At 72.2% G+C, this 26,739-nt stretch carries 27 protein-coding genes; 9 read left to right on the top strand and 18 right to left on the bottom strand.

Features of this window, described 5'->3' with window-relative positions:
- Nucleotides 1-4: 4 nt before the first annotated feature.
- From ABTY61_RS25570 to ABTY61_RS25540, 6 genes are all read right to left on the bottom strand, one after another.
- The gene (locus ABTY61_RS25570) at nt 5-904 is read right to left on the bottom strand and encodes an ABC transporter permease (protein ID WP_350507395.1); all 900 of its coding nucleotides are present in this window, start codon (nt 902-904) and stop codon (nt 5-7) included.
- Complete coding sequence (locus ABTY61_RS25565; RefSeq protein WP_502895434.1) at nt 888-1,919, bottom strand: ABC transporter ATP-binding protein; 1,032 nt, start codon at nt 1,917-1,919, stop codon at nt 888-890. The genes ABTY61_RS25570 and ABTY61_RS25565 overlap by 17 nt, the downstream gene beginning before the upstream one ends.
- 229 nt (nt 1,920-2,148) lie before the next feature.
- The gene (locus tag ABTY61_RS25560) at nt 2,149-2,736 is read right to left on the bottom strand and encodes a hypothetical protein (protein WP_350507393.1); all 588 of its coding nucleotides are present in this window, start codon (nt 2,734-2,736) and stop codon (nt 2,149-2,151) included.
- 311 nt (nt 2,737-3,047) lie between these two features.
- On the bottom strand, nt 3,048-3,749 hold the full coding sequence (locus ABTY61_RS25550) for a hypothetical protein (protein ID WP_350507392.1): 702 nt from the start codon (nt 3,747-3,749) through the stop codon (nt 3,048-3,050).
- 94 nt (nt 3,750-3,843) lie between these two features.
- On the bottom strand, nt 3,844-4,647 hold the full coding sequence (locus ABTY61_RS25545) for a hypothetical protein (RefSeq protein ID WP_350507391.1): 804 nt from the start codon (nt 4,645-4,647) through the stop codon (nt 3,844-3,846).
- The gene (locus ABTY61_RS25540) at nt 4,644-5,189 is read right to left on the bottom strand and encodes an RNA polymerase sigma factor (RefSeq protein WP_350507390.1); all 546 of its coding nucleotides are present in this window, start codon (nt 5,187-5,189) and stop codon (nt 4,644-4,646) included. Before ABTY61_RS25540 ends, ABTY61_RS25545 begins: the two co-directional genes overlap by 4 nt.
- Nucleotides 5,190-5,275: 86 nt before the next feature.
- Here ABTY61_RS25540 and ABTY61_RS25535 point away from each other — a divergent pair, with 86 nt between their 5' ends.
- The 4 genes from ABTY61_RS25535 to ABTY61_RS25520 all read left to right on the top strand — a co-directional run bounded on the left by ABTY61_RS25535 (nt 5,276) and on the right by ABTY61_RS25520 (nt 9,852).
- Complete coding sequence (locus ABTY61_RS25535; protein ID WP_350507389.1) at nt 5,276-6,187, top strand: serine/threonine-protein kinase; 912 nt, start codon at nt 5,276-5,278, stop codon at nt 6,185-6,187.
- Between the two features lie 166 nt (nt 6,188-6,353).
- Nucleotides 6,354-7,880, top strand: coding sequence for a peptidoglycan-binding protein (locus tag ABTY61_RS25530; protein WP_350507388.1), 1,527 nt, complete (start codon nt 6,354-6,356; stop codon nt 7,878-7,880).
- Nucleotides 7,877-8,590: an ABC transporter ATP-binding protein gene (locus ABTY61_RS25525; RefSeq protein ID WP_350507387.1), complete on the top strand. Its 714-nt coding sequence runs from the start codon at nt 7,877-7,879 to the stop codon at nt 8,588-8,590. The genes ABTY61_RS25530 and ABTY61_RS25525 overlap by 4 nt, the downstream gene beginning before the upstream one ends.
- Nucleotides 8,587-9,852, top strand: coding sequence for an ABC transporter permease (locus tag ABTY61_RS25520; protein ID WP_350507386.1), 1,266 nt, complete (start codon nt 8,587-8,589; stop codon nt 9,850-9,852). The genes ABTY61_RS25525 and ABTY61_RS25520 overlap by 4 nt, the downstream gene beginning before the upstream one ends.
- Before the next feature lie 191 nt (nt 9,853-10,043).
- On the opposite strand, the gene ABTY61_RS25515 is transcribed toward ABTY61_RS25520, so the two are convergent.
- On the bottom strand, nt 10,044-10,475 hold the full coding sequence (locus ABTY61_RS25515) for a hypothetical protein (RefSeq protein WP_350507385.1): 432 nt from the start codon (nt 10,473-10,475) through the stop codon (nt 10,044-10,046).
- On the opposite strand from ABTY61_RS25515, the gene ABTY61_RS25510 reads away from it, so the two are divergent.
- Nucleotides 10,456-10,917 carry a hypothetical protein gene (locus ABTY61_RS25510; protein WP_350507384.1) on the top strand — a complete coding sequence of 154 codons (462 nt, stop codon included), beginning with the start codon at nt 10,456-10,458 and terminating at the stop codon, nt 10,915-10,917. The genes ABTY61_RS25515 and ABTY61_RS25510 overlap by 20 nt on opposite strands.
- 232 nt (nt 10,918-11,149) lie before the next feature.
- Here ABTY61_RS25510 and ABTY61_RS25505 read toward each other — a convergent pair whose 3' ends face one another.
- From ABTY61_RS25505 to ABTY61_RS25495, 3 genes are all read right to left on the bottom strand, one after another.
- Nucleotides 11,150-11,728 carry an RNA polymerase sigma factor gene (locus ABTY61_RS25505; protein WP_350507383.1) on the bottom strand — a complete coding sequence of 193 codons (579 nt, stop codon included), beginning with the start codon at nt 11,726-11,728 and terminating at the stop codon, nt 11,150-11,152.
- A 131-nt stretch (nt 11,729-11,859) separates the two neighbouring features.
- A complete protein-coding gene (locus tag ABTY61_RS25500; protein ID WP_350507382.1) occupies nt 11,860-12,111 on the bottom strand; it encodes a hypothetical protein in 252 nt (83 codons plus the stop codon).
- Between the two features lie 353 nt (nt 12,112-12,464).
- Nucleotides 12,465-15,110: an RICIN domain-containing protein gene (locus tag ABTY61_RS25495; RefSeq protein WP_350507381.1), complete on the bottom strand. Its 2,646-nt coding sequence runs from the start codon at nt 15,108-15,110 to the stop codon at nt 12,465-12,467.
- Between the two features lie 243 nt (nt 15,111-15,353).
- Between ABTY61_RS25495 and ABTY61_RS25490 the strand changes: the two genes are divergently transcribed.
- Nucleotides 15,354-15,548 (top strand): matrixin family metalloprotease, encoded by a 195-nt coding sequence (locus ABTY61_RS25490; protein ID WP_350507380.1) that lies wholly within the window; start codon nt 15,354-15,356, stop codon nt 15,546-15,548.
- 14 nt (nt 15,549-15,562) lie between these two features.
- Entirely contained in the window at nt 15,563-16,282 is a 720-nt protein-coding gene (locus tag ABTY61_RS25485) for a hypothetical protein (protein ID WP_350507379.1), read from the top strand.
- A 228-nt stretch (nt 16,283-16,510) separates the two neighbouring features.
- Here ABTY61_RS25485 and ABTY61_RS25480 read toward each other — a convergent pair whose 3' ends face one another.
- Both ABTY61_RS25480 and ABTY61_RS25475 read right to left on the bottom strand, forming a co-directional pair.
- On the bottom strand, nt 16,511-17,755 hold the full coding sequence (locus ABTY61_RS25480) for a hypothetical protein (RefSeq protein WP_350507378.1): 1,245 nt from the start codon (nt 17,753-17,755) through the stop codon (nt 16,511-16,513).
- Nucleotides 17,756-17,787: 32 nt separating this feature from the next.
- On the bottom strand, nt 17,788-18,102 hold the full coding sequence (locus tag ABTY61_RS25475; protein WP_350507377.1) for a hypothetical protein: 315 nt from the start codon (nt 18,100-18,102) through the stop codon (nt 17,788-17,790).
- Between the two features lie 80 nt (nt 18,103-18,182).
- Here ABTY61_RS25475 and ABTY61_RS25470 point away from each other — a divergent pair, with 80 nt between their 5' ends.
- Entirely contained in the window at nt 18,183-19,070 is an 888-nt protein-coding gene (locus ABTY61_RS25470; RefSeq protein WP_350507376.1) for an LLM class flavin-dependent oxidoreductase, read from the top strand.
- A 6-nt stretch (nt 19,071-19,076) separates the two neighbouring features.
- Here the strand turns inward: ABTY61_RS25470 and ABTY61_RS25465 are convergent, their stop codons facing one another.
- A complete protein-coding gene (locus ABTY61_RS25465) occupies nt 19,077-19,259 on the bottom strand; it encodes a hypothetical protein (protein ID WP_350507375.1) in 183 nt (60 codons plus the stop codon).
- A 155-nt stretch (nt 19,260-19,414) separates the two neighbouring features.
- On the opposite strand from ABTY61_RS25465, the gene ABTY61_RS25460 reads away from it, so the two are divergent.
- The gene (locus tag ABTY61_RS25460) at nt 19,415-20,263 is read left to right on the top strand and encodes an HAD family hydrolase (protein ID WP_502895435.1); all 849 of its coding nucleotides are present in this window, start codon (nt 19,415-19,417) and stop codon (nt 20,261-20,263) included.
- Between the two features lie 122 nt (nt 20,264-20,385).
- Here ABTY61_RS25460 and ABTY61_RS25455 read toward each other — a convergent pair whose 3' ends face one another.
- From ABTY61_RS25455 to pstC, 5 genes are all read right to left on the bottom strand, one after another.
- Complete coding sequence (locus tag ABTY61_RS25455) at nt 20,386-21,162, bottom strand: phosphate ABC transporter ATP-binding protein (RefSeq protein WP_350507436.1); 777 nt, start codon at nt 21,160-21,162, stop codon at nt 20,386-20,388.
- 166 nt (nt 21,163-21,328) lie between these two features.
- The gene (locus tag ABTY61_RS25450; protein WP_350507373.1) at nt 21,329-22,270 is read right to left on the bottom strand and encodes a sortase; all 942 of its coding nucleotides are present in this window, start codon (nt 22,268-22,270) and stop codon (nt 21,329-21,331) included.
- Entirely contained in the window at nt 22,267-24,075 is a 1,809-nt protein-coding gene (locus ABTY61_RS25445) for a substrate-binding domain-containing protein (RefSeq protein ID WP_350507372.1), read from the bottom strand. The genes ABTY61_RS25450 and ABTY61_RS25445 overlap by 4 nt, the downstream gene beginning before the upstream one ends.
- 38 nt (nt 24,076-24,113) lie before the next feature.
- Nucleotides 24,114-25,421, bottom strand: a complete 1,308-nt coding sequence (pstA, locus tag ABTY61_RS25440) for a phosphate ABC transporter permease PstA (RefSeq protein WP_350507371.1) — start codon at nt 25,419-25,421, stop codon at nt 24,114-24,116.
- A 79-nt stretch (nt 25,422-25,500) separates the two neighbouring features.
- Nucleotides 25,501-26,532, bottom strand: coding sequence for a phosphate ABC transporter permease subunit PstC (pstC, locus tag ABTY61_RS25435; protein WP_350507370.1), 1,032 nt, complete (start codon nt 26,530-26,532; stop codon nt 25,501-25,503).
- Nucleotides 26,533-26,739 lie beyond the last annotated feature (207 nt).

The following is a 26,739-nucleotide window of genomic DNA, read 5'->3' as shown; positions in this document are numbered from 1 at the left end:
CCTCTCAGACCTTCTCGTAGCGACGCAGCAGGAGGCGGTACGAGCCGGCCACCATCGCGACGCCGACGAGTGCGAACACCAGCGTGCCGAGCGCCCCCGGGGCGTGCCGGCGGTCGATCCCGGACCCGAGGTCGAACACCTCGTTGACCAGCGCCTCCACCAGGCCGTTCGGCGAGATCAGCGACGTCCACTGGGCCGCGTCCGAGCCGCCCGGGCCGGGGTTGCTGATGCCGACCACGACCGCGGCGAGGGTCGAACTCACCACCAGGTAGCCCATGACGGCGGCCACCCCGAAGCCCCGGCGTGGGGTGCTCGCGGCGATCACCAGGGCCACCGAGGTCGGCACCAGGGCGTAGAGCACGGCCGCCACCAAGCCGTAGAGGAACTGGCCGGTGTTGTGCCCGAAGTCCATCCCGGCGAGCAGCGCGCCCGCGTACAGCACCACCAACGGGGCTGCCATCAGCAGGAACTGGGCGCAGGCCATGGCGCCGAACTTGGCCCGGACGTAGTCGGCACGGGTGATCGGTCGGGAGAAGTACAGCGGGACGGTGTGGTACCGGAGGTCCCGGGAGAGCAGCACCGGCGCCTGGGCGGCGAGGAAGATCGACACCACCAGGCCGAGGCTGGAGAGGTAGCCGGCGTACTCGACCGGGAGTTCGTCCCGCTTGAGGTAGACCGCGCCCGCGACGAAGATCACCGCCGGGACGGTGACCACGCCCAGCAGCAGCATCGGCAGCACCTTGGACTTGCCGGAGCGGCCCAGGCCGTAGGCGGCACGCAGGCTCTGGGTGAAGAGCGAGCGGGTGGCGTAGGCACGGCCGAGGCGCGGGCCGGTGTAGCCGCGGTAGCCGATGTCGTGGATGACACCGGTGTCGGCGGGCCTGGTGTCAGGAGGCTGCGGCATCGTCCGTCCCTCCCCTGGTGGTCCGGTCGTCGCCGTGATGCGCTCGGTGCGCCAGGGCGTCGGTGTCGTCGTGGTCGTCGTGGTCGTCGTGGTCGGTGAAGAGTTCCGCGACCCGGTGCCGGCGCTGCTCCAACCGGACCAGGCCGAGGCCGAGTTCGGCGACCGTGTCGCGGATGGTGTCGTAGGTGGACTCGCCGTCCAGCCGGACCAGCAGCAGGTGCGAGCCCTCGGCCCGGACCTCCAGCCCGGTGGCGGCGAGCCGCTCCCGGACCGTGGCGCCGGGTTCGGCGGCGGAGTCCTGCGGGAGATCGGTGACCTCGACGGCGAGGACGGCGGTCGCCTCGGTGAAGGATGCGGTGGAGGAGGAGCGCAGCAGCTTGCCGCCGTCGATCACCACCAGGTGGTCGCAGGTCCGCTCCAGCTCGCCCAGCAGGTGGGTGGTGACCAGCACCGAGATGCCGAAGTCGCTGTGCACCCGGCGGATCAGCCCGAGCATCTCGTCCCGGCCGGCCGGGTCCAGGCCGTTGGTCGGCTCGTCCAGCAGCACCAGCTTCGGGTCGTGCACCAGCGCCTGGGCGAGCTTCACCCGCTGCTTCATGCCCGTCGAGTAGCCGCCCATCGGACGGTACCGCTCCTCGTACAGGCCCACGTGCCGCAGCGTGTCCGCGGTGCGCTCCCGCGCGGCGGTCGCGGGCAGCCCCGCCATCCGCGCCATGTGCACCACGAACTCCGTCGCCGAGACGTCCGGCGGCAGGCAGTCGTGCTCGGGCATGTAGCCGACCCGCTCACGGATCTCCGACCCCTGGGTGGCGATGTCCAGGCCGAGCACCTCGCCGCGGCCGGACGTCGCCGGGGCGAGCCCGAGCAGGATCTTGATCAGGGTGGACTTGCCTGCCCCGTTGGCCCCGACCAGCCCGACGACCCCGGGCTGCACCTCGACGGTCAGCTGGTCGAGCGCGGTGACCCGGGGGAACCTCTTGGTGAGGCCCTCGGTCTTGATGACAGCAGTGGACACGCCCTCAACGTAACGGCCCTGCGCCACAAGGGCCATGAGCTGGAATGACGAGGCTCGACGGGGCCTTCTGCTGCTGCGGTATGACGCCGGGGCGCTTCTCCCCTAAGGGTCGGGTAAGGCCGGGACGCGGGAGCTGCCGCCGGGACGCCCGGATACGCCGACGGCGCCGGACCGCCCACCGTGGATTGGACGGCCCGGCGCCGCGGGCGGTGCTGGGTCAGGAGCTGGGTCAGGAGCTGGGGCGCTCCCACATCTCGACGACCTTGCCGGAGGCGTCCAGGGCGACCTTGTAGGTGCCGCTGGAGCAGGGGTAGAAGCCCTTCTGGTTGCCGGGGGTGGCGATGCACTCGTTGATGTGCTTCACCAGCTCGGCGACGGCGACGTCCTTCGGCGCGGCCACGACCGACTTGAGGTGGCCCTTGGCGCCGGGGGCGAAGGTCGCGGTCTTGTCGGCGCCCACCGGCTCCAGGGCGACGTCGTTGACGCCGCAGGCGTCCTTGGTCTCCTTGTAGACCAGCGCCGTCGGGCTGGTGCCCTTCTCCACGTTGACCCACTTCTGCCCGGCGGGCAGCGGCTCGTGGGTGCAGAACCCCTCCGGGCCGCCGTCGGTGGGCTTGCCCGTCGGGGCGGGCTTGCCGGTGCCGGTGGCCGGCGCCGCGGTGGTCGGGGCTCCGCCGCCGGTGGCCGGCGCCGTGGTCGCGGTGGTGACAGCACTGCCGGCGCCCTGGGTCGACGGGTCGTCCGGACCACAGGCGGCGAGGCCCAACCCGGCGGTGGCGACCAGAGCGGCGACGAGCAGTCTCCTGGATGCAGACATGACGAAAGAACCCCCGTTATTCAACACATGATCAGATGAAGCTGCGGCGGACACACTAGCGCCTCCCGCCCGGCCACCCCGGGCCCGCCCCGTAGGGTCGGGGCAGGCGATGAGCACCGTGACCCTCCCCCTCCACCGGTGGAGCGAGGGGCAGCAGATCCGGCGGCGGACCGAGGGCCTCGGGTTCCACGCCGCGTGGAGCATGACCACCTCTCCTGGCGGTCGTTCCGGCAGGCCTCCACGGCCGGCTCCGCCCGGCGGCGCGGGCGGAGCCGGCGGCCCGGGCGGCGCGGGCGGAGCCGGGCCGCCGTTCAGGAGGAGAGGCGGTTCAGTGCTGCGGTGGCGATGCCTTCGACGTAGGCCGGGGCGTCGGTGCGCCGGCCGGTGAGCTCGACGATGGCGACCCTGGTGCCGCTGCGCAGGACCGCGACCCCGCCGCCGCTGACGGCGCCGTCGCCGTTGTAGGCCAGGTACCAGTGGGCGGTGCCGCCGGTGCCGGTCAGGGTGTGGGCCGCGCCGTAGCGCCAGTGGCCGGCGGGCTCGTCCTGGCAGTCCTGAACGAGCGCGACGAGCTGCTTCTCCCAGGTGGCGGCCGCGGTCTCGGTGGGGGCGCTCGCGGCCGACTCGAGCAGTCGGCCCTCGGTGTCGAGGGTCCAGGTCACGGACGCGTACGCGGTGGCCTGGTCCTTGGTCAGGTCGCGCATCGTCTCCTCGCCGGAACACGCGGACAGCCCCTGCCGTCCGGTCAGCGCAACGGTCGCGCCGACCGGGTTCAGGCCCTGCTGGAAGTCCTCGCTCTGGACGAGGTCGGCGGAGCCGAGTCCGGGCGCGGCGACCGCGGCCGGGTGGGCGGCGACCGCGGTGCGGTGCGCGGCGCTGTGCGCGGCCCCGTCGGCGCTGGCCGACTGGGTGCCGACGACGCTGACCGTGATCAGTGAAGCGGCGAAGCAAACCGCGGCGGCGAGCCGGGTGCGGCGAACGGACTTCTGCTGGACGGTCTGGTTCTCGGTCATCTGGTCCCCCTGCTGGTCGGGACGCCTGCTGCGTCCTCGTACAACCGGGGAGATGCCGCCCGAGGAGGGAAAGTTGGAGCCCGGACCGGCTGTTTCACAGCTGTGACAGAGCGGTCCTGACGACCCGGTCCATCGCGGCCGTGCCCAGGCAGGCGTAGACCTCCAGCACTCCGTAGTGGTTGCCGCTGCGCAGCACGGCGATGCCGCCGCAGGGCTCCTTGCCCTCGGGCGCACTGCCGGTGGTGTTGAGGGATCCCTCGTAGGCACCCATCCAGCTCGCGGTGACGTCCGGGGCGAGCCGCAGCGTCGTGGTCCTTCCGTAGACCCAGTGCCCTGGCACTTCCTCCTGGCAGGTCGCCGCTTCCAGCAGCAGGCGTTCGCTGAAGTTCTGTGCCAGGTAGGGGCTCTGGGCCTCGCCGGCGACCTCGCGGGCGACCCCGCCGCCGCTGTCGCCGGCCACTGTGGGGTCGTCCGGGCTGGTGCGGGGGCTGGTCATCAGTCCGCGGAAGTGGGCACCGCGCACGCCCAGGGTCTGACTGAGGGTCTTCTCGCTTGAGCAGGCCGGGTTGGCGTAACCCCCGTCGCCGTACCGGTCGGTGACGTGGATCTGCCCGCTGCCGATCTCCGGGCTGAACGCCGCCGGTTCCAGGAGGTTCCTGGTCGTCACGGGCCCGGTCGCACCGGTCGGGGAGGCGGAGCCGGTCGCGGAGACGGAGCCGGTCGGGGAGACGGAGCCGGTCGCCGAGGTTGCGGGCGTCGGGACGGACCCGCCGGGGCTCGATGGCAGGACGAACCGGCCGGTCGCCAGCCCCAACGCGGCGGCCGCCACCAGGGCGGCGACGGCGGTCCGGAGCCGGACGACGGCGTGGCCGCCGCCCGCCGCGGGACCGCCGCTCACAGACCGGTGCCCAGGCGCTCGCGCAGGAAGCGGCGGGCCTGGTGGATGCGGTCCTTGACCGTGCCCAACGGGGCGTCCAGCTGCTCGGCCACCTGGACGTAGGTCAGGTCGCCCAGGTCGCGCAGCACAAAGGCCTCCACCAGGGTGGGGCGCTGCTGCTCCAGCGCGGCCAGCGCCTCCATCAGGTCGAGCCGGGTCCCGGCGATGACGCTGGTGGTGCGCGGGTCGACGGACTCGGGGAGGTCGGCGTGGCTGTCCTCGGCGCGCCGGCGCATCGAGCGGTAGGTGGACCGGGCGGCGTTCGAGGCGATCACCGTCACCCAGCCCAGGAAGGAGCCGCGGCCGCCGTAGTCGCCCAGGTGCGTGCTGATGGACAGCAGCGCGTCCTGCGCGGCCTCCTCCGCGTCGGCGTGGTGGGGCAGGAAGCGCGAGCAGCGGCGCAGCACCACCGGCCGCAGCCTGGCCAGCAGGTATTCCACCGCCCCCGGGTCGCCCGCCTGAGCGGCCGTCACGAGCCGCTCCAGCTCGCCGTCCTCGAACACCCGGATCCCCCCGTTCGTCCCGCCCGGCCTCCCACCCGCCGAACGGGAGTTTTGCACTTCCCCCGACTCCGGCAGAATGCTGCCACATGCGCAAGCTCGGCCGTTATCTCCTCCTGGAGCGCCTCGGAGCCGGCTCCTTCGCGACGGTCTGGAAGGCCTACGATCCGGAGCTCGACACCGAGGTCGCGGTGAAGGTGCTGGCCGAGAACTGGGCCGCCAACGCCGATGTGCGCGAGCGGTTCCTGGTGGAGGCGAGGCTGCTGCGCCGGATCGCCAGCCCGCGGGTGGTCCGGGTGCACGACGTCGGGGTGCAGGAGGACCGGCCCTACTTCGTCATGGACTACGTACGCGGCGGCACCCTGGCGGACCGGGTCGGGCGGTGCGACCCGCAGGAGGCGCTGCGGCTGGCCGCGGAGGCGGGCTACGCGGTCCAGGTCCTGCACGAGGCGGGCGTGGTGCACCGCGACGTCAAGCCGTCCAACCTGCTGCTCGCCACCGGCCCTGCGCCCGCCGCGGTGCTGGTGGCGGACCTGGGCAGCGCGAAGCAACTGGCCGACGCGTCCGGACTGACGGTGACCACGGGCACGCCCGCGTACATGGCACCGGAACAGGCCTTCCAGACCGGCGGGTTCGACGGGAGGGCCGACGTGTACGCGCTGGCCGTCGTGGCCTACGAGCTGCTGACCGGGCAGAAGCCGTTCGGCCCGGGCGGACGCGCCACAGCCCTGATGACCGGCCTGCCGAGCGCCTCGACGCTGCCGACGCTCCCGGCCGGAGCGGAGCTCCCACCGAACGTCGCCCTGGTGCTACGGGCCGCGATGTCCGTCGAGCCGGCGGACCGACCGCCGACCGCCCAGGCCTTCGCGGACGCCCTGCTGGCTCCGGTCCCGCAGTCCCGGCCCCTGGCAGGCCCGGGGTGGCTGACCCCGCGCGCGGTCTGTCTGGCGTCGGGCGCGGTGTTCATTGCGACGACCCTGCTGAGCTGGCTGCAGCGTTGAATCGGGCAGGGAGCCGCTGACGGCTGCCGCAGGGTCGGCGGTGTGCGACCGAGCACGGTGATCCTCCTCGGGCTCGCTGTCGGCCGATCGTTCCCAACCCCCGTACCTCTCAACGACATCCGATGGGTCATGCTCTTCCCAGGGCACCATCAAGGAGGAGGCACCCTTGGCCACGACGCCGATGAGCGCTGACGACGGCATAGCCCGGCCTCTTCCGTCGTCCCCGCCGGCCCGGTCGCGGGTGGCGCGGCGGCGGCGGGTGCTGCTGGGGGTGGCGCTGGCGGCCGCGCTGGTGGCAGTGGGCGGGGTCGGGGCGGCGACGCTGGTGAAGTCCCCGGCGGAACGGGCCGCGCGGACCGCGCCACCGCCGAACACCCTGCTCACCGCGCCCGTGGTCAGCCAGGTGCTGACCCCTTCGACAGCCGCCCGCGCCGTGGTGTACCCGCCCGCCCAGTACAACGTCGTCCCGGCCGCCGCCTCCACCGAGGTGACCGCCCTGTTCGTCTCCAAGCTGGCCGTGAAGCAGGGGGACGCCGCGACGGCCGGGAAGCTGCTCGCCGAGGTGTCCGGACAGCCGCTGTTCGCCTTACCCGGGCCGGTCCCGGCCTACCGCGACCTCAAGCCCGGCAGCACCGGCCCCGACGTGGCCGAACTCCAGGCCGCACTGGCCGCACTGGGACACGGCATCGACGAGGACGACCAGGGCACGTACGGGCCGGGTACGGCCGCCGCGGTGTCGGCCTTCTACCGCGGGCTCGGCTACCCGGTGCCGACCACCGGCACCACCACCCAGCAGGCCGTGGACACCGCCCAGAAAGCCGTCGACACCGACCGGCAGACGGTGGACACCCTCACCGCGCAGAAGAAGGCCGGCCCCGCCCAGCCGCCGGCGGCGACCACTGCGGCCCAGACCCCGCCGCCGGACCAGCCGCCCCCCACCGGCGATCTGGACCAGCAACTCGCCAACGCCAGGAGGCAGTTGGCCACCGACCAGGCCGCCCTCGGCAAGGCCAGGGCCGTCAACGGCCCGATGGTCCCGGCCGCCCACGTGCTGTTCCTGCCCGCCCTCCCCGCCACCGTCACCGCCGTCAACGGCACGGTCGGCTCGCCCGTCTCCGGCACCCTGTTGTCGCTCACCAGCGGCGCCCTGACCGCCACCGGCCAGCTCACCCCGGCCCAGGCCGCGGGCGTGCACCCGGGCATGGCCGTCGAACTGCTCGCCGAGGACACCGACACCACCGTCCCCGGCACCGTCACCGAGGTCGGCGCCCCGACCGGCGCTCCCCCGGCCGGCAGGGTCATCACCCTCGGCGGCGGGGGAGCCCCCGCCGCCGGGCCCACCCAGCCCGGCACGGCGGGCCCGGCCCCCGGGGCCCCCAACAGCCAACCCGGCGGCCAGAGTTACATCCCCGTCGCGATCATCCCGAACACCCCGCTGCCCGCCGCGATGAACGGCAAGAACGTCCGGCTCACCGTCCTCAAAGCCAAGGCCGGCGCCCCCGTCACCGCCGTGCCGATCGCCGCGATCTCCACCGACGCGGCCGGCCGGACCTCCGTCACCACGGTGGACGCGGCCGGCAACCGCACCACCGTCCCGGTGACCACCGGCGTCACCGCGGACGGCCTCGTGGCCGTCACCCCCGCTCAGGGCGCGAACCTCAAGGCCGGCGACCAGGTGGTGGTCGGCAAGTGACCGAACCCGTCACCGAGGCCGGGGACAAACCCGTCATCGCCCTGCACGGCGTCGGCCGCACCCACCCCGGCCGCCCGCCCGTCACCGCCCTGCACCCCACCGACCTGACCGTCCGCCGCGGCGAGTACCTGGCCGTCACCGGCCCCTCCGGCTCCGGCAAGTCCACCCTGCTGCACCTGCTCGGCCTGCTCGACACCCCCACCACCGGCCGCTACGAACTGGACGGCATCGACACCGCCGGCCTGCGCGACAAGGACCGCTCCACCCTGCGCGGACACCGCATCGGCTTCGTCTTCCAGTCCTTCCACCTGCTCCCGCACCGCACCGCCGAGGAGAACGTCGCCCTCGCCCAGGTCTACAACCGCACCCCGCGCCGCACCCGCCGCACCGCCGCCCTGACGGCCCTGCGCCTGGTCGGCCTCGGCCACCGCACCGACGCCCTACCCGCCACCATGTCCGGCGGCGAACGCCAGCGGGTGGCGATCGCCCGCGCCCTGGTCAACCGGCCGAGCCTGCTGCTGTGCGACGAACCGACCGGCAACCTGGACTCGGCCAACGCCGAAGCGGTGCTCACCCAGTTCGACGCACTGCACGAGCAGGGCTACACCCTGGTCGTCATCACCCACGACCCTGCCGTGGCCGCCCGCGCCCAACGCCGGGTGAGCATCCACGACGGCGTGCTCAGCGAGGCGGGAGCACCCGTCCGGTGATCCGCATCCGACGACACGGCGGAGCCGTGCTCCCCGAGCCGCCCTCCCACCTCAGCCCCCGCGACCTGCTCTCCGAGGCCCTGTCCGGCATCCTCCAGCGCCCCGGCCGCTCGGTGCTCACCATGCTCGGCACGGTGCTCGGCATCGGCGCGTTCGTCGCCGTCCTCGGCCTCACCGCAACCGCCACCGGCCAGATCGGCGAACGGTTCAGCCTCACCAAGGCCACCACCGTCACCGTCACCGACCAGCCCCGCACCGACGGCACCGCCCCCGGCGCCAACCCGCCCAGCGACTTCCCCGCCGACGCCGACCACCGGATCACCGCGATCGACGGCGTCCGGGCCGGCGGCGTCTGGTGGCCGGTTCCCGCCACCCCGACGCTCTCCCGCCGCCCGGACGGCCCCGACGAGGGCACCGGGCTGTCCGTCCTCGCCGCCACCCCGGGCGCGGTCGCCGCCATGGAACCCACCCTGACCGCCGGGGTCACCCTCGACGAGTTCGCGCAGAGGACCGCGCAGCCGGTGGTCCTGCTCAGCGAGGCCGCCGCCAAACGCCTCGGGGTCAGCCGCCTGGACGCCCAGCCCGCCGTCTTCATCGACCGCATCCCCTACACCGTCATCGGCATCTACACCGACGTCCAGCGCCAGCCCGGCGCCCTGCTCAGCCTGCTGATCCCCGCCAGTACCGCACTCGAACACTTCGGCAACCCGGCCCCGCAACCCGACCGCGCCGCCCAGGCACTGGTCGCCACCCGGATCGGCGCGGCCCCCGTGGTCGCGGCCCAACTCCCCCTCGCCCTGCGGCCGGACGCCCCGGAGGCGTTCACCGTCGTCCCCCCGCCGGACCCGCACAGCCTCCAGGACACCGTCACCTCCGACCTCACCGGACTGTTCCTGGCGCTGGCCGGGATCTGCCTGCTGGTCGGCGCGGTCGGGATCGCCAACACCACGCTGGTCGCCGTCCTGGAACGCACCCAGGAGATCGGCCTGCGCCGCTCCCTGGGCGCCCGCACCGGCCACATCGCCGCCCAGTTCCTCACCGAGTCCACCGCCCTCGGCACCCTCGGCGGCCTGATCGGCACCGGCCTCGGCACGGCCACCGTGGTCTCCGTCGCCGCCGCCCGCGACTGGACCGCCGTCCTCCAGCCCGCCACCACCCTGCCCGCCCCGCTCATCGGAACCGTCGTCGGCCTCCTGGCCGGCCTCTACCCGGCCCTGCGCGCCGCCCGCACCGACCCCCTCCAGGCCCTCAGGAACACATAGGCGGGGCAGCGGTGGGGTCCTGCGCACGCAGGAAGGACTTGACTCCGTCGACCCGGCTCGGCCGGAACTCGGCTACGGGTCGGCTGAGGCCGGCGGTGGACGACGATGTGGCGGAACTCCCGTCCGCGCCGGCGAGGAGCGGCCTCGCGGCCGATCCGACGTATGGGCTCGGAGGCAGGCGTCTCCATCCCTCACCGGGGGAAGTTGCCGAGCCGGGTCGTCATGGTCTCAAGCGTCTGAGCGGCGTCACCGGTGGGATCGACCTCCGCGTCGGGGCCGGAGAGGCTCACCATCGTGATGACGTTTCCGGACCGGGCGAACCACTCCTGCGAATCGGACGGCAAGTTGGGCATGTCGGCCGGCTTGTTCCCCGCTTCGCGGGCCACACTGCGGTAGGCGAAACCGGCAGTGCTGTTCGCCGTGCGGGTGATCTGCCAGTTGATCTTTGTCCCCGTCGTTATGTCGGTCGGGCCGAGCGCCATCATGTCCGCCGCGCACCCCGCGTAGTCCTGCCGAATCCGGTTCAGTGCCTTGTCCGCCGCGTCAGAGGTCTTGAAGTAGAACATCAGCTGGGCTGCCCGGACGGTGCTCGCCCCGCTGCCCGTGGCGCTGAAGTTCAGCACGGAGATCGAAGTGGTCTGCAGTTCCGTGGTCGGGCTGCCCGTACCGGTACCGCAGACCCATAGCCATTGGAAGGCATCAGTGGTGTTCCTCGGTGTGCCGGCAGCGCTCTGCCAGTGGAAGACCGAGTTCAGCGGTAGCTCCGACGCCGTCAGCCAGGTCGCAGCGATGTACTGGCCGGAAGCAGCGTTCGCCCCGGCAGGGGAACTCGTAGGGGGTGCGTCCGTGGCGGGCGAAGATGACGCGGGCGCCGAGGGCGTCGTGCTGTGTGTCCCGGTGGGGGGCGCCGGTGTGGTCGCCGAAGGGGTCGTGCCCGGGGTCCCGGTCGGGGAGGCCGACGTGGTCGCCGAGGGGGCCGGGGTGGGCACAGTCGCACTCGGCGTGGGCGAACTTGCAGCCGTGACGGCCGGCTGGCCGGTACGGTCCCCGGTGAGCATCGTGTGATCGAGGGCGAAGTACCCTACGACACCCGCCGCGAGGCCGATCAGCGGCAGAACGGTGGTGTAGAGGTGCCGGGTCCGCCGCACCCTCCCGGCGGGAGGGGCGGCCGGGCGCAGGTGGTGCGCACCGACCGCGTTGGCGCGGGCCGCCAGTGCGGACCGGAGCAGAAGCTCCGTCCGGTGCGCGGCGGATGTCGGGTCATCGTCCCCGGAGTCCCAGGGGTTGCGGGGTCGGCTCATCGCGCCTGCTCCAGCTTCTTCTCCAGGGCGTCCAGTGCCCGGCTGGCGGTCGACTTCACGGCGCCCCGAGAGAGGTTGAGGGCCTCTGCGATCTGGGCCTCGCTCAGGTCCGACCAGTAGCGCAGGACCAGTACTTCGCGTTGGCGTGAGGTCAGCTTCTGTAGTGCCGCCAGTACACGTCGGTGCTCGTCGTTGTGGATGGCGTGGTCCTCTGCGGAGGCCGCGTCCGGCTCGTGCGGAGGCACGTAGGCGCGTACGGTCTGCCGACGCCGGAGCACCGATCGGGCGTTGTTGACAACGGTGGTGCGCAGGTACGCGAGTGCGTTGTCCAGGTCGTCCAGGTTCTCGCCGTGACGCTGGTACAGCGAGGTGAACGACTCCTGCACCACGTCCTCGGCGTTCTGCAGGTCGTCGACCAGCAGAACGGCAAGGCGCACGAGTCCGAGGCGGTGGGCGTGGTAGAGGTCGGTCACGGTCGGGCGCGGCCCGTCCTCGGCCCGGCCGGCGCCTCCGCGCAACAGCTGGAGCCGCGTGCGGCGCGGAGCGGCCGTCTCGGCCTGCGTTCCGAACAGCAACGCCAGCAGCCTGACGCCTCGGCCGGTGGCTCGGCCGGCCGACCGACCGGCGCACAGTGGTGCGACCGGCAGGACGCCGGCAGCCGTTGCGGACATCGATCCCCCTCTGAAAACCCCGTGACCGTCGCAGACTACGCACGGCGCCGACGGCGGGCCCGGACGACGACCAGCGCGCTGACCCCGCCGACCGCGGCGATCAGACCTGCGACGACGCCCTGCGCGGTGCCCGAGCCGGAAGTGGGTGCGGACGCGGCGAGAGGTGCGAGTCCCGGTGCGGCCGGGCCGGCGGGGGCGGCCGAACCGGCGGTGCCTCCCGCGACCGCGAGAGCGGCGCTGACGACGGCCACGTTCTGCATGAAACGGGACGAAAGGTACCTGCGCATGACGGAATCCCCCTGGGTATGGCGTACGGCATCTGACGAAGGTGGCCGGCCCCTGTCGCTTCCCCGCCTTGCGGGTCCGTTCCCCACGCCTTCGAACCTATAGACGTCCATCCCCCGTAGAGGTTGCAGGTGGTTTCCAGGAGATTTTTCCGCTGTCTGACGCGTCGGCAACAGCAGCTCAGACCGGGCATGGTGACGTCGGGACGGCGAGGGCCGGGGGCCGGGGACCCGTCGTATGGCTCGGCACGCCGGTCACTCGCTCTAGCCTCGTCCACCCGTCACGGTCCGACCGGCCAAGACGCCCGAGCGGGGCCGCAGGCTGTGGTGCCCGGGGCCCCGCTCGGGCGTCGGGGTCAGGAGGGGTCGCCGTACTGCAGACCGCGTCCGTTGGTGCCGATGTAGACCCGACCGTAGACGTCGGGGTCACCGGTGATGATGCCCTGCCCCGCGAAGCCGCCCCACTGGTGGGCGTCGTCGTTGATCCGCACCCAGCTGGCGCCTTCGTCGGTGGAGCGGAAGACGCCGGCGACGTCCTTGACCGTGCCGATCAGGTACAGCGCCTGGTACGAGGTGCCCGGTGCGGCCTTGCCGAAGCCGACCGCGGTGCCGGACTGCGCCGAGGAGAGCTTGCCGAAGCTGCGCCCGCCGTCGGTGGAGTGCAGCACGCCCTGGGCACTGGCGAGCCACAGGTCGCCCGCGACACCGGGGACGGCCGTGAGCTTGCCGGCGGGCAGGTTGGTGGCGCGGGCGCCGAAGCTCGCGCCGCCGTCGGTGCTGGCGTAGAGCGTGCCGTTGTTCAGCGAGTAGAAGGTACTGGCCGAAGACCGGTCGGCGATCACCAGGGCGTCCTTGCCCAGGCCGTCGACCTTCGACCAGCTCGCGCCACGGTCGGTGGAGCGGTACGGGGCCTGGCCCGCCTCGGCCCACACGAGGCTGGAGGCGTCCGCCGCGATGGCGATGTGGCCGCTGTCCGCGCCGTGCACCGGCTCGCCCTTGAAACCGTGCCAGGTGTGGCCGCCGTCGGTGGACAGGGCGCCGTTCTGCTCGCCGCCCCGGCCGACCCGGACCACCAGCGAGGGGTTGGACTGGGCGTAGTCGACGGAGGTGCTGTTGTAGATCGTCGGGTTGACCAGGCGCCCGGTCGGCTCCTTCGTCAGGTCGTCGTACACGAAGCCGCCCTGGTCGCCCATCGCGGTGATGAGTCTGGCGGCGCCGGACGGGGAGACCGCGTCGTACAGCGCGGTCTCCTCCAGCCCGCGGGCCCCGATGGTCCAGTGGCTGGTGCCGCCGTTGTCGGTCGCGTTGGCGTCCTTGGTGGCCCAGATGCCGTTGCCGGTGCCGTACATCACGTGCCCCGAGTCGAACGGGTCGATGCTCAGCGCGGTCATCCAGTGCCCGATGCCGGTGCCGAGGTACGGGGCGATGGAGGGGTCCCGCACCGACTTGTCGGACTGGGCCTTCCAGGTCGCACCGCCGTCGGTGCTGCGGTAGATCTCGTCCTGCGGCCACCAGCGGTCCAGCGTGGTGACCATCACCGTGGACGGCTTCTGCGGGTCGACGGCCAGACCGGCGAACCCGTAGCCGCCCTGGGACGGCGAAACGTTCTTCCACCCGCCGCCGGAGGTGTTGTACTTCCACACCGAACCCGCCGTCACGCCGTTGGGCCCCGGGGCGTTGGTGTACGTCAGGTACAGCGAGCCGTCACCGGAGAGCACGCCGTGCTGCGGCATCTGGCCGGTGGGCTGCCCGGAGACGGCCTGCCAGGAGTTGCCGCCGTCGGTGGAGCGGTACAGGTTGGTGGACTTGTCGGCGACGCCGACGTAGACCGTGTTGCTGCCGGCCGGGCCATAGGTCACGAAGGAGATGCCGGTGCCGAAGCTCGCCCCGTCCTTGACCGGGAACGAGGAGACCTGGTTCCAGCTCTGGCCGTGGTCGGTGCTGCGCCACAGGCCGTTCTTGCGGGTGCCCAGCAGCAGGGTGTCGTGGTTCGCGGGGTCGATCACCAGGCGCTCGCCCGCCCCGCGGCCGTCCTCGTTGCCACCCAGCTTGAACGGCAGGTCGGTGCGCTGGAAGGTGCGGCCGCGGTCGGTGGAGCGCAGGATCGCACCGTTGCCGGCCCAGTCGTTGGTGTAGGTGCCGGCCGCGAGGTAGAGCCGGTCCGGGTCGACCGGGTCGGTGGCCAGCGACTCGATGCCCAGCAGGTTCCAGTCCTTCTGGCCGATCCAGTCGGTGAGCGGAATCCACTGCTCGGCACCGGTGTCCCAGCGGTACGCGCCACCCATGTCGGTGCGCGCGTACAGCAGGCCCTTCTCCTTCTGGTTGAAGACCAGGCCCGTGACGTAACCGCCGCCCGCCACCGGGGCGTTCCTCCACGCGTACGAGCCGGAGCCCTGCGCGCCGCCGCTCGCGGCCCCGGGCACCGCCGTGCCAGGGACCTTCACCAGCTTCCACTGCTGGTTGGCCCCGCCCCAGCCCGTCCACTGGATGACCTGCGTGCCCCGGTCCGTGGAGTTGCCCGTCACGTCCAGGACCCGACCGCTCCTGCGGGAGGTGAAGGTGACCGCGTCGGCCCCGCTCACATCGCCGATCCGCCACTGCTGGGAGGCCGCGGCCCGGTCCGTCTGCTGCTCGGCGACGGCGCCCTGGTCCGCCGAGTCGCCCGCGATGCCCAGCACCTTGCCGCTGTTGCGGTTCACCAGCTCGTAGTAGCCGTCCCCGGTCGGCTTCAGCCGCCACTGCTGGTTGGCGGTGTTCTGATCGGTCCACTGCTGGATGCGGGTCCCGTCGGCGGTGGAGAAGGCGTTGACGTCCAACACCTGGCCGCTGCGCACGGACACCAGCCGGTAGTAGGCACTGTCGTCGACCGTCGCGGCCTGGGAATCCCCGTGTACGAACACGAAGTACGACCCGACACCGAGGGGTAGGGCGAGCAGCAGAGCTGTGGCGCTCAGGCGGCGGCGGTGACGCCCGCGGCGCCGGCCGTTCGTGGGGTTTCCCATGGGAGGACGTTCTCCTTGTGAACTGTGCAGCGAGGACGGGCGGATCCGTCACCGGAACCGGCCGGATCCACTTCCTTGTGGTCACAGGCACCGCAAAGGTTGCCGCGAGCCGCGGGACTGTTCCAGGTCACTTCGCGGTGCGGTGGGCACTGATCGGCGTCCGAGCCGCCGTGGGCGCCCGCGCCGTCCGGGGCCGCCGCGCAAGGTTTCCGCGACGCGGTCGCCGACTTCACCGACGGCCAGGTGAAACTGAACACGCACTACACCCAGAACTACAACGCCTGGACGATCAAGGGAATTGCGGTGCACGAGCTCGGGCACGCAATGGGGATCGACCACGTCTCCGACCACAATGCCGTGATGCACCCGGACGCACCCGGACGGAACGTCAACACGCCGTCGGCCGATGACACCAATGGCATCAACGCCTTGTACTGAGGGGTGATTCGACGATGAAGATCAAACCCGTGCTCGGGATCCTCCTGGCTGCGACCGTGTTCACGGTACCGGGCTGCGCAGGCCAGTCCCACGTCGAAGCAAGCTATGCGGAACACTACGACACGGTGGCCGAGTTGAAGACCCACAGCTCGCTCATCGTCGAAGTGACCGCCAAGGACATGTCACACATCCACCGAGAAGGCGGGCCGGCGCAGGGTAAGTCGGTGCTCCTCACGGACTCGGTCGTCACGGTCAACCGCGTCCTCTACGACCCCGAGCACCAGGTGACCGACACCGCGGGCAAGCTGACAGCCCCGACCGTGGTCGTGTACCAGACCGGTGGGGGCGCCGGTACGAACACGGAGATCTCGGATGATCCGATCTTCAAGAAGGAGGAGCATCTCGTCCTCTTTCTCCGCAACGGCTCGGAACCGGGGCACTTCGTCGTCGTCGGCGGCCCGAACGGACGCTTCAAGACCTCCAACGGCAAAGTCGAGCCGTTCAATTCGGTGAGCGCCAAGTTCACCGGTGCCGTGGACAGCCTCGCATCGAGCCTTGCCTCCACCTCAACTCGTCCTCATCGGGGTTGCCCACCACAAGAACATCGACGTCGTTGGGCACCCCGCCGCGTTCACCTGAGTAGCGGGCCGCCCATGAGCCGTAGATGTGGGCTTCCTCCACACCGACCAGTGGCAGCAACAAATCGCCGAGCACGGCGGTCGGACCGCAGGTGAGGGCGAACAGCTCGGTCAGCGCGCCAGACAGACGCCCGGCGGTGTTGGCCCGCAGGAGGCGGAGGTTTCCGTGCCGTCGCGCGGTGATCAGCTCCGCCTCGACCAGCCGATCCGCCTCGCGGCTGGCGGTCGCACTCGAAACTCCGAAGCGCGAAGCCGGAGTTTGCATAAAATGAAGGCTGGCTTGCATCTTATGCAAGTAGCTCTCTGAAGTGCCGGAAATCGCTCTTACCGGCGACCAGGCGTAGACGGCGCGGGCCGCGCTCTGGTGAACCTCCGCCGCTGGCCGCCGGCAATCAGTTCGCTGAGGCGTTCGCCGATCACCGAGACGCCGGGACGCGGCTCGTTCTCGTAGTACCGGGGCTTGCGACGGCGCAACAGCTCCTCGCCGTGATCGGCCCAGGTGAATCCGGGCTTGCGCAGCAGCTTCCGGAAGACCGTGTCTGCCGTCTCCGGGTGGGCGGCGGCCAACCGGCGGATCGGCAGCGGCGCGATCGACTCCTCGCGCAGGTATGCGCGCAGCACGTCCTGGTGCTGCCTGCGGCCGGCGAGGGCCGGGTCGGCGAAGAGGTCGCGCAACATCCCGTAGTCGGGGTAGAAGTTGAGCCCGTCGACTTCGTCGTAGATGACACCGACTGTGTCCGATTCCGCGAGTCCTCGCGGTAGTTCGAAGGCCGGGAAGGCCAGGCCGGGGAGCCGCCTGCCCCGGGCTCGGTCGGGATGCCCGGCGACGGCGACCTCTTGCCGGTGCCGGTAGTAGGCGTTGAGCCGGTCCTCGACTTCGGCAGGGGGAAGGATCAGTTCGTCGCTGCCGCAGAACTCGATGAACTCGGCCCGATCCTGCCGCATCGAGTGCCATCCCTGCTCGATCTTCTCGGGGTTTCGGAAGACCAGTTCGGGTTGGCTGGTGGCCAGTTGGAGCGCGGCCCGGGCGATCTCGGTGGCGCTGGACCTCGGGTAGGACGACATCATTCCAGAAATCAGCCATGCCCCGGCGGCCGGGTGGACGGGCACCAGGCAGGTGTGCAGGAAGCCGCCCTTGGACACTCCGTGGAAAGCCGCCCGCCCGACGTTCGAGTACGTGCGGTACTCGAGGTCGTCGATCAGGTTCAGCAGGACGACGGCGTCCCCGTCCTTACGACGGATCTCGAAGATGCCCTCGACCGGGTCACGCCAGCCGAGCAGCATCGCCCGGTCGACCTCGCTCAAGTCCCGTCGCCCGGCGACGAACCGGTCCACCACGGTCGAACCGTCCGGCAGGCGGTGCCGCAGGATGAAGGCGTCGATGATCCGGATCGCCTTCCCCTCGTCCAACTGCCGCTCAGGGCCTGCGGCATCCAGGAGGAGGGGGGTCAACCACCGATCGAAGCGCGAGCCCTGCCCGAAGGAGACGAGTTCGCCCTTCAACTCGGAACTTCGCTCGATCAGACCTCGCAACGACGCCTCGTCCTCGCTCCGTACAACAGCAGCCATGCGAGCCCTATCGGTCTTGAAGGTTCCGGCGCTCACTGCGCCCAGTAATGGCGGTATGCCTCGACCCACTCCGCTCCGCCCGGAGCCGGCTCCGGCAACGGAAGGTCCAGCAGCCCGATCGTCTGCCGGAACTTGCCGCGGGTGCACAGGGCGACGATCCTTCCGTCCCGCGACAGGTCGACACCGCGCACGGTCACCTCGACGCCCAGCACCGAGGTGCTGAACGGCACCGCCAGGTTCTCCTCGACGGCGGCGAACAGCGCCGACACCTGCTCGACCTCGTCGTAGGTGTCGATCGTCGCTTCGTCGACCAGTGCGGCGAGTTCTCGCCTGCTCAACGTGCCCATGACGCCAAGCTAGCCGACCTGCCCGTACCGTCTCGCGAGCAGTCCGAAGTTCCGCCGATTTGCGGGCGTATCGTCGCTGCATGCGCTTGAGTACCGTTATCCTCCCCATCCACCGGTGGAGCGAAGGACAGAAGATCTGGCGGCGGGCCGAGGAACTGGGCTTCCACGCCGCGTACACCTACGACCACCTGAGCTGGCGGTCCTTCCGCGAGGAGCCGTGGTTCGGGTCCGTGCCGACGCTGACGGCGGCGGCGTGCGCGACCGAGCGGATCCGGCTGGGGACGCTGGTCACCTCGCCGAACTTCCGGCACCCGGTGACCTTGGCGAAGGAGCTGATCACGCTGGACGACGTGTCCGGCGGGCGGGTCACGCTGGGGATCGGGGCCGGCGGGACGGGCTTCGACGCGACGGCGATGGGGCAGGAGGCGTGGTCGCCGAAGGAGCGGGCGGACCGGTTCGGGGAGTTCCTGCCGCTGCTGGACGAGCTGCTGCGCAGCGACGCCACGACGCGGGAGGGCGCGTACTACTCGGCGGTCGAGGCGCGGAACATCCCCGGGTGCGTGCAGACGCCGCGGCTGCCGTTCTACGTGGCCGCCGCCGGGCCGCGCGGGATGCGGCTGGCCGCCGAGTACGGGCAGGGCTGGGTGACGTACGGGGACCCGAAGGGGCCGGCGGACGTGCCGGTGGAGCAGGCGCCCGGGGTGATCGCCGCACAGATCGGGAAGCTGGCGGCGGCCTGCGAGGCCAAGGGCCGGGACGTGGCGACGCTGGAGAAGATGCTGCTCCAGGGCTCCACCACGGAGAAGCCGCTCCAGTCGCTGGACGCCTTCGTGGACTTCGCCGGCACCTACCGGGAGCTGGGCATCACCGAGCTGGTGATCCACTGGCCGGTGCCGGACTCGATCTTCGAGAACGACCTCGCGGTGTTCGAGGAGATCGCCACCGAGGGCCTGGCCCAGCTGGGCTGAGGCCCGTCAGGGGTGCGGGCGGGTGCGCTGCGCCGGGAAGGCCGGCGGCTGGTCCGGGGTGCGGCGGGCGAGCTCGGCGAGGGTGTGGAAGAGCACCTCGCCGAGCAGGACCGGCTCGCGGGAGGCGGCGGCGGGATCCGGGGAGGGGACGGTCGGGGGCGGCTCGTCACGGAGCTGGCGAGTGGGCATGGCTCTTCCTGCCGACGGGGTGACCAGGGGGTTTCTGCCCGCCGGGCCGCGGCGACACCCCGGGCGGGGCCGGATCGGCCGGAAAGCGGCGCCGGAAGGGCCGGAACCCGTCCCTACGGTCAGGCCAGGTGCCACCGGAGTCGGCGGCGGCGGCGATGGGCGAAGATGGACCGGTGACCGAACCCCGCACCGCTCCCCGCCTCATCGCCACCGACCTGGACGGCACCCTGCTGTGCTCGGGCGGCACCGTCAGCGATCGCACCGCCGCGGCCCTGGCGGCGGCCGAGGCGGCCGGGGTGCAGGTGGTGTTCGTGACCGGCCGGCCGCCGCGCTGGATGCAGCAGGTGAGCCCGCACATCGGCGGTCACGGGGTGGCGATCTGCTCCAACGGCGGCGCGATCGTGGACGTGCGGCGCGGCGGCGAGCTGATCGAGTACTTCCCGATGTCGGCGCAGACCACGCTGGCCGTGGTCGAGACACTGCGGGCGAAGCTGCCCGGCACCGCCTTCGCGTTCGAGTACGCGGACGGCTGGGCCCGGGAGCCCGGGTACGAGGTGCTGATGTGGGGCGACGACGAGGTGCGGGCGATCGGCCCGGCCGAGGAGCTGCTGGCGGACGGCGGCCCGGTGCGGGGCCTGTTCAAGCTGCTGGCCAAGCACCCTGACCTCGACCCCGACCCCTTCCTCACCGAGGCCCGTACGGCGGCCGGGCACCTGGCCGAGATCACCCGCTCCGCGCCGATCTCGCTGCTGGAGATCAGCGCGCCCGGCGTCACCAAGGCCAGCACGCTGGCTCGTTGGTGCGCCGAGCACGGGATCGACCGGTCGGAGGTGGTGGCCTTCGGCGACATGCCGAACGACCTGGAGATGCTGGCCTGGGCCGGCACCGCGTACGCCGTCGCCAACGCGCACCCGCAGGTGCTGGCGGCGGTGCCGCTGCACACGGTGAGCAACGAGGAGGACGGCGTCGCGGCGGTGCTGGAGGAACTGATCGAACTCCGCTAGCCGCGCCGACCCGCCGAGCCCCTCCGACTCCCCGAGCCCCGCCGACTCCCCGGGCGGCTCCGACTCCCCGGGCCCCGCCGACTCCCCGAGCCCCTCCGACTCCCCGGGCGGCTCCGACTCCCTTAGCCGAAGCGGCCGTTGACGTAGTCGGAGGTGCGCTGGTCGCGCGGGCTGCCGAAGACCTGCGCGGTGGGCCCGGCCTCGACGATCCGGCCCGGGGTGTCGTGGGTGGCCAGGAAGAACGCGCAGGTCTGGGAGACCCGCTGGGCCTGCTGCATGTTGTGGGTGACGATCACGATGGTGAGCCGCCCGCGCAGTTCGGCGATGGTCTCCTCGACCCGGCGGGTGGAGGTCGGGTCGAGCGCCGAGCACGGCTCGTCCATCAGCAGGATGTCCGGCGAGACGGCCAACGACCGTGCGATGCAGAGACGTTGCTGCTGACCGCCGGAGAGGGAGCCGCCCGGGGTGTGCAGCCGGGTGGCCACCTCGTCCCACAGCCCGGCGCGGCGCAGGCTGGTCTCCACCAGGTGCTGGCGCTCCTCCTTGGAGACCTTGATCCCGGCCAGCTTGAGCCCGCTGGAGACGTTGTCCTGGATGGACATCGCCGGGAACGGGTTGGGCCGCTGGAACACCATGCCGATCCGGCGCCGCACCTCGGCGGGGCGCCGTCCGGGCCGGTAGACATCGTCCCCGTCCAGCAGCACCTCGCCGGCCAGGGCGGCGCCGCGCACCATCTCGTGCATCCGGTTGAGGATCCGCAGGTAGGTGGACTTGCCGCAGCCGGACGGGCCGATCAGCGCGGTGACCTCGCCGGCCGGCATCGCCAGCGAGACCCGCTCCAGCACCTTGCGGCTGCCGAACCAGGCGGAGACGTCCCGGGTCTCCAACCCGGCCAGCACCCCGTCGGGGCCCTGGGCCGGGGAGGCCGGGGAGCCTGGCGGGACCGGGGAGCCGGGCGGGACCGGCGGGAGGGTGAGGGTGTCGGCGGCCGGGTCGAGCGCCGCGTCGTGCGGCTGGTGCGTGGGGTCGGCGGTGTCGGTCATCGGTACGTCCTCCGGGCGCGCGTCAGTAGAGGTTGGGCAGCAGGGCGGCGGCGTTCTCGTAGACCGCCCAGAGCAGGGCGCCGACCACCGGCGCGGCGCTCAGGTAGGCGGTCGAGCGGCGCCAGTACCGGGCCAGCAGCAGGGCCCCGGCCACCGCGCACAGCAGCGCGAGCGACCACAGCTGCAGCGTGGCCAGCGCGCCCTTGTCCGCGGCCAGCGCCTTGTCGTACGCGACGGCGGCGGGGCGGCCGCCGGGGTTCTGCTCCGGGTCGCCCTCCAGCCGGGCGCCGACCATCACGGTGGAGCCGGGGATCCAGTCGGAGTCGCCGGTGACCAGGACCAGCCGGTTGCGGGCCGGGTCGGTGATCGGGTGGTCGCCGTCGCCGTACACGTTGACGACGTAGGTGAACTTGCCCTGCCCGGTGGTGGTTTCGATCCGGTCGCCGACCCGCAGCTCGGACAGCCGGGCGAACGGCGCGCCGAAGGTGGCGCCGCGGCCGAACAGCACCGCGACCCCGCCCTGGCCGGGCAGCGCGGTGTCCCGGCGGTGGCCGGGGCCGCGCATCAGGTCCCGGCCGGTGGTGCCCTCGACCACCACGGCCTGGTGGAGGCCGATCGCCGGGATGTCCACCAGCGCCACCGGGTCGCCGTCGGCGGCCGCGCCGGTCGGGGCGACGGCGCGGGCGAGCTGGTCCTGGAAGGTCTTGTACGCCGTCGACTGGTAGTGCCGCTCCTGGACGTGCGAGAGCGTGAACAGGAAGCCGACGAAGCCCAGCACCAGCGCGGCCAGCAGGCTGACCGCCCAGGCACCCTGGAGGAAGCGGCGCCGGGCGGGGGTGACCCGGCTTTCCGGCCCGGCCGCCGAACCCACCACGCCCACCACACCCACCGAGCCCGCCGAACCCACCGCGCCCGCCGCGGACGGCGGCGCAACGGCCGGCTTCGCCAGGACCGGTGCCGTCACGAGGCACCGCCCGGGCCCTTGCGCCGGCGCAGCAGCCGGCGGCCGAGCAGCGGCGGGACGAGGACGACGGCGAGCAGTTCGACGGCGGTCAGTGAGGAGAGCATCCAGTCCTCGGGCTTGCCGCTCACCTCGACCACGTTGGCCGCGACCTCGGTGGAGCCGCCCCGGCCGCGCGCGACCACCTGGCCGGTCTGCGGGTCGACCACGTCGCCGGAGCCGGAGCCGTCGCCGCCCGCGTTCGGGTCGCCGGCCGCGGCGGCGTTCGGGTCGCCGGCCGCCGCGGCGCCGCCGGTACCGGCCGCGTCGCCGCCGCCCGCGCCGCCCCCGGAGCCGTTGCCGTGGCCGGTGCCGCCCGTGCCGCCCGTGCCGGCGGAACCGCCCGTGCCCCCGGAACCGCCGGAGCCACCGGAGCCGCCGGTGCCGCCCGAACCGGTCTTGACCGCCTGGCCGTTCTGCACGGTGCAGTCCAGCGGGGCGCCCTGCTTGTCGCAGGGGCTCGGCTGCGGGGCGTTCTTGAGGACGGTCAGCTCGCCCGCCGAGTTGAAGGTCGGGTTGGCGCAGTTGGACAGGGTGTCCGGGTTGACCGGGCTGGCGTTGCCGGGGATCGACTTGGTCTGCAGCAGCCCGCCCTTCACCAGGCCGCGCGGGATCGGCGAGTAGCCGAGGCCGTCGGCCTCGCCCTGGCCCTGGCAGAGCACGTAGGCGAGGAAGCGGCTGAGCGCGGCGCCCTTGTCGTTGTTGAAGCGGCCCGGCGGGGGCAGCTCGGCGCCGGCCCGCGGCACGATCACGTAGCTGTAGCTGGAGATCGGGTACGCGCGCGGGTCGTCCATGGTGTAGACGCCGTCGAGGTTCTGCTGCAGGTAGTTCGGGTCGGACGGCGGCGTGCCGTCGTCCACGCCGCGGATCCTGGCGGCGGTGAGCGCGATGGCCACGTTGGAGGCGGTCGGCAGCGAGTAGTAGCCGGCCTGGTTGAGCACCTTCACGACCGGCCAGTTGCTGCGCTTGGCGAAGGCGTACTCGTCGTAGCCGATGGTGCCGAGGCCGGCCGCCGCCTTGATGTAGCCGGCCACCACGTCGGAGCCGTTCTGGGCGACCATCCGGCCGGACGGCGGGAAGAACTCGGTGTAGTCACCGCAGGTGGTGCCGTTGACCGAGGAGCAGTAGGCGTCCCACTGGTCCTTGTGGGTGTGCTCCATCCAGCGGGTGAACTGGGCGGTGGCACCGGAGCCGTCCGAGCGGACCACCGGGGTGATCGGCAGGTTGGGCAGCTGCTTGCCGTAGTCGGCGGTGATCTTCTGGTCGTTCCAGTTGGTGATCTTGTTGGTGAAGATGTCCACGATGGTCTGCGGGGACAGCCGCAGGTCGCGGACCTGCTTGCCGCCGACCACCAGGTTGTACATGAAGGTCGTGCCGCCCGCGGTGATCGGCACGTAGGAGAAGCCGTAGACCGGGTTCTCCCTGGTGCCCTGACCGCTGGTGCGGGCACCGGAGTTGAGGCCGGTGTCCTCGGAGCTGCGGAACGGCACGTCGGAGGCGGTGAAGTCGTCCTGCCCGTTGCTCCAGGCGGTCCGGCCGGCGGCCGAGCCCACCGGGTTGAAGCTGATCTGGATGCCCTGCGGCCCGACGTCCTGGCGCCACTGGTCGATGGCCGGTCCGGCCCAGCTGGACCCGTCGGCGCTCAGCGCGACCGATGCGGCGAAGGCCGGTGCGGCCTGCCCGAACAGCAGGGTGCCCGAGGCGAGCAGCAAGGACAGCAGTCCCGCCAGGACACCGGCCACGGAGCGCCTTGCGGCCTCCCATGACATGAGAACTCCTCTGGTACGGAGGGTGGTTGGGTGGGTCATCAGCTGTTCCCGGGCAGTGCCGTGGTGGGGTGGGCGGCGGTCTGACGGACGGCGGTCCGACGGACGGCGGCCGACTGCGCGACCGCGGCCGGACGGACCGTCCCGGCCCGCCGGGAGGACCGGGCGGCGCTCTCGGCCCGCCGCGCCTCCCGGTCGATCCGGCGCCGCTGCCCGCGCGTCAGCTCCCCGGGGCGGCGGCCGCCGAGCACCCGCGCGGTGACGAACAGGATCAGCACCAGGGCCATCAGGGTCAGCCCCGCCGCGAAGGCGCGCGCGACCATCTCGGGGTAGGGCTGCTTGACGTAGTTCCAGATGTACAGCGGCAGCGACACCTGGTGCTCGTGGAACGGGTCGGCGTTGAACTGCGGGGTGAAGCCCGAGGTCAGCAGCACCGGCGAGGTCTCGCCGATGCCGCGTGCCACGCCGAGCACGACCGCCGTGACGAGGCCGGGCCGGGCGGTCGGCAGGACCACGTTCCACACCGTCCGCCACTGGCTGCCGCCGAGCGCGTACGAGGCCTCGCGCAGGGTGCCCGGCACCAGACGGATGACCACCTCGGAGGCCCGGGTGACGATCGGCATCATCATCACCGTGAGGGCGAGCGAGGCCGCGAAGCCGCTCTTGTCGAAGCCGAGGGTCAGGATCACGATGCCGAGCACGAACAGGCCCGCGACGATCGACGGCAGCGCCGTCATCGCCTCGACCAGGGTCCGCACCGGCCTGGCCATCCGGCCGCCGACCTCGGACATGAAGATCGCCGCGGCGATGCCCAGCGGCACCGCGAACAGCGTGGCCAGGCCGACCTGTTCGAGCGAGCCGACGATCGCGTTCAGCGCGCCGCCGGAGGTGATCGGGGAGAGCGCGGCGGTCCGCTCCATCGACTCGGTGAAGAAGTTGAGGTGCTGGGCCGCCTCGTACCCGCGCACGCCCAGGTAGCCGACCTGGTCGACGATCAGTGCCAGCACCAGCAGGCCGGCGCTCCACGCCACCACGGAGACCAGGCGCTCGCGCACCAGCAGCGGGCCCCACTGGAGCCGGCCGAGCGTGAAGTAGGCGCCCAGGAAGAGCAGGTACCAGCAGACCAGGAAGCCGAAGGCGCCACTGAACGGCAGCACCCGCTCGTACAGCATCCAGTTCAGCGCCAGCGCGCCGATCGCCGAGCCGGCCACGGTGAGCACGTCCTCGCGGGTGACGCCGCCGAGCTTCACCCGCTTCTCCGGACGCGGCTCCGCCGGACCGGCCGCGGGCACGGCGGCCCCCGGACCGGGCGCCGCGGCGGTGGCCGGAGGCAGGTCGAGCGTGGTCATCGGGTCGTTCCCTTCGACGGGGTCTCAGCCGGGGTGTCCTCGGGGGTCCGCACAGGACCGGTCATGTCCGTACGCCGCCTCAGTCGGCGGTGGAGGCCCCGGAACGGGACCGGTTGATCACGAAGCCGGCCGCCACGTTGACCAGCAGGGTCAGCGCGAACAGCACCAGGCCGGCCGCCATCAGGGCGGAGAGCGAGAGCGCGTCCGACTCGCCGAAGCGCAGCGCGATCAGCGCCGAGATCGAGTTGGCGCCGTTCTCCAGGATGTGGCTGATGGCCTTGAAGTTCGGCGAGATGATCAGCGCGACCGCGATCGTCTCGCCCATGGCCCGGCCGAAGCCCAGCATGATCGCGCCGATCACGCCGCCCCGGCCGAACGGCAGCACCACCGTGCGCACCATCCCCCACCGGGTCGAGCCGAGCGCGTAGGCGCCCTCCCGCTCGCCCTGCGGGGCCTGGGAGAAGACCTCCCGGCTGAGCGAGGTGACGATCGGGATGATCATCAGCGAGACGACGACGCCCGCGATGAAGGTGGAGGAGGTGTAGGAGGTCCCGATGTCGCCGGTGCGCACCTTCAGGAACGGGACCGTGTCGCCGAGGTGGTTGGAGAGCCAGCGGCTGAAACCGATGATCCGCGGCTGGAGGAAGAACAGCCCCCACAGGCCGTAGATGATGCTCGGGATCGCCGCCATCAGGTCGATCAGCGAGACCAGCGAGGCGCGCAGCCGGGCGGGCGCGTACTCGGAGATGAAGATCGCGGTGGCGAGCGCCACCGGAACGGCGATGACCAGCGCGATCACGGCGATCAGCAGGCCGTTCGGCAGGACGGCCGCGATCCCGAAGGTGTGCGCCGCGGTCTGCCACTTCTGCTCGGTCAGGAACGACCAGCCCACGGCACGCAGCGCGTCCGAGCCGCGCAGCAGCAGGAAGAACGCGATCAGGCCCATGATCGCGAACACCGAGAGCCCGGCCACCCGCAGCACGCCGCGGAACACCCGGTCGCCGGGGGTCGCGGGGGCGGTGATGGTGCGCGGGACGTCGGCGTCGGCTCCGCGGTCGGGTGTGCCCGGGGCCCCGGCGGACGAGGCCGCGGGCTCGGCGGCGGCTGTCATGCTCTGCTCTCCGTGCTCGGGTGCGGATGCCGGGCGGCGCCCGGACTGGACAGTGGCGCGAAGTCGGTGCAGGAGAAGGCCGGTTGGCGGCGGACGGCGGCTCCGGCGCGTACCCATTCGGCCATCCGGAGGTGGCCGCATCGGGTCGCGCGTGTGTACGAGACCCCAACGAGCCAGTTCGGTGCCGGAGTTGGCGGCACACGCGGC

Source organism: Kitasatospora sp. NPDC096128 (assembly GCF_040303105.1).
Classification (GTDB): Bacteria; Actinomycetota; Actinomycetes; order Streptomycetales; family Streptomycetaceae; genus Kitasatospora.
The sequence above is the reverse complement of the archived record's forward strand: the minus strand, read 5'-3'. Positions and strand labels throughout refer to the sequence as shown.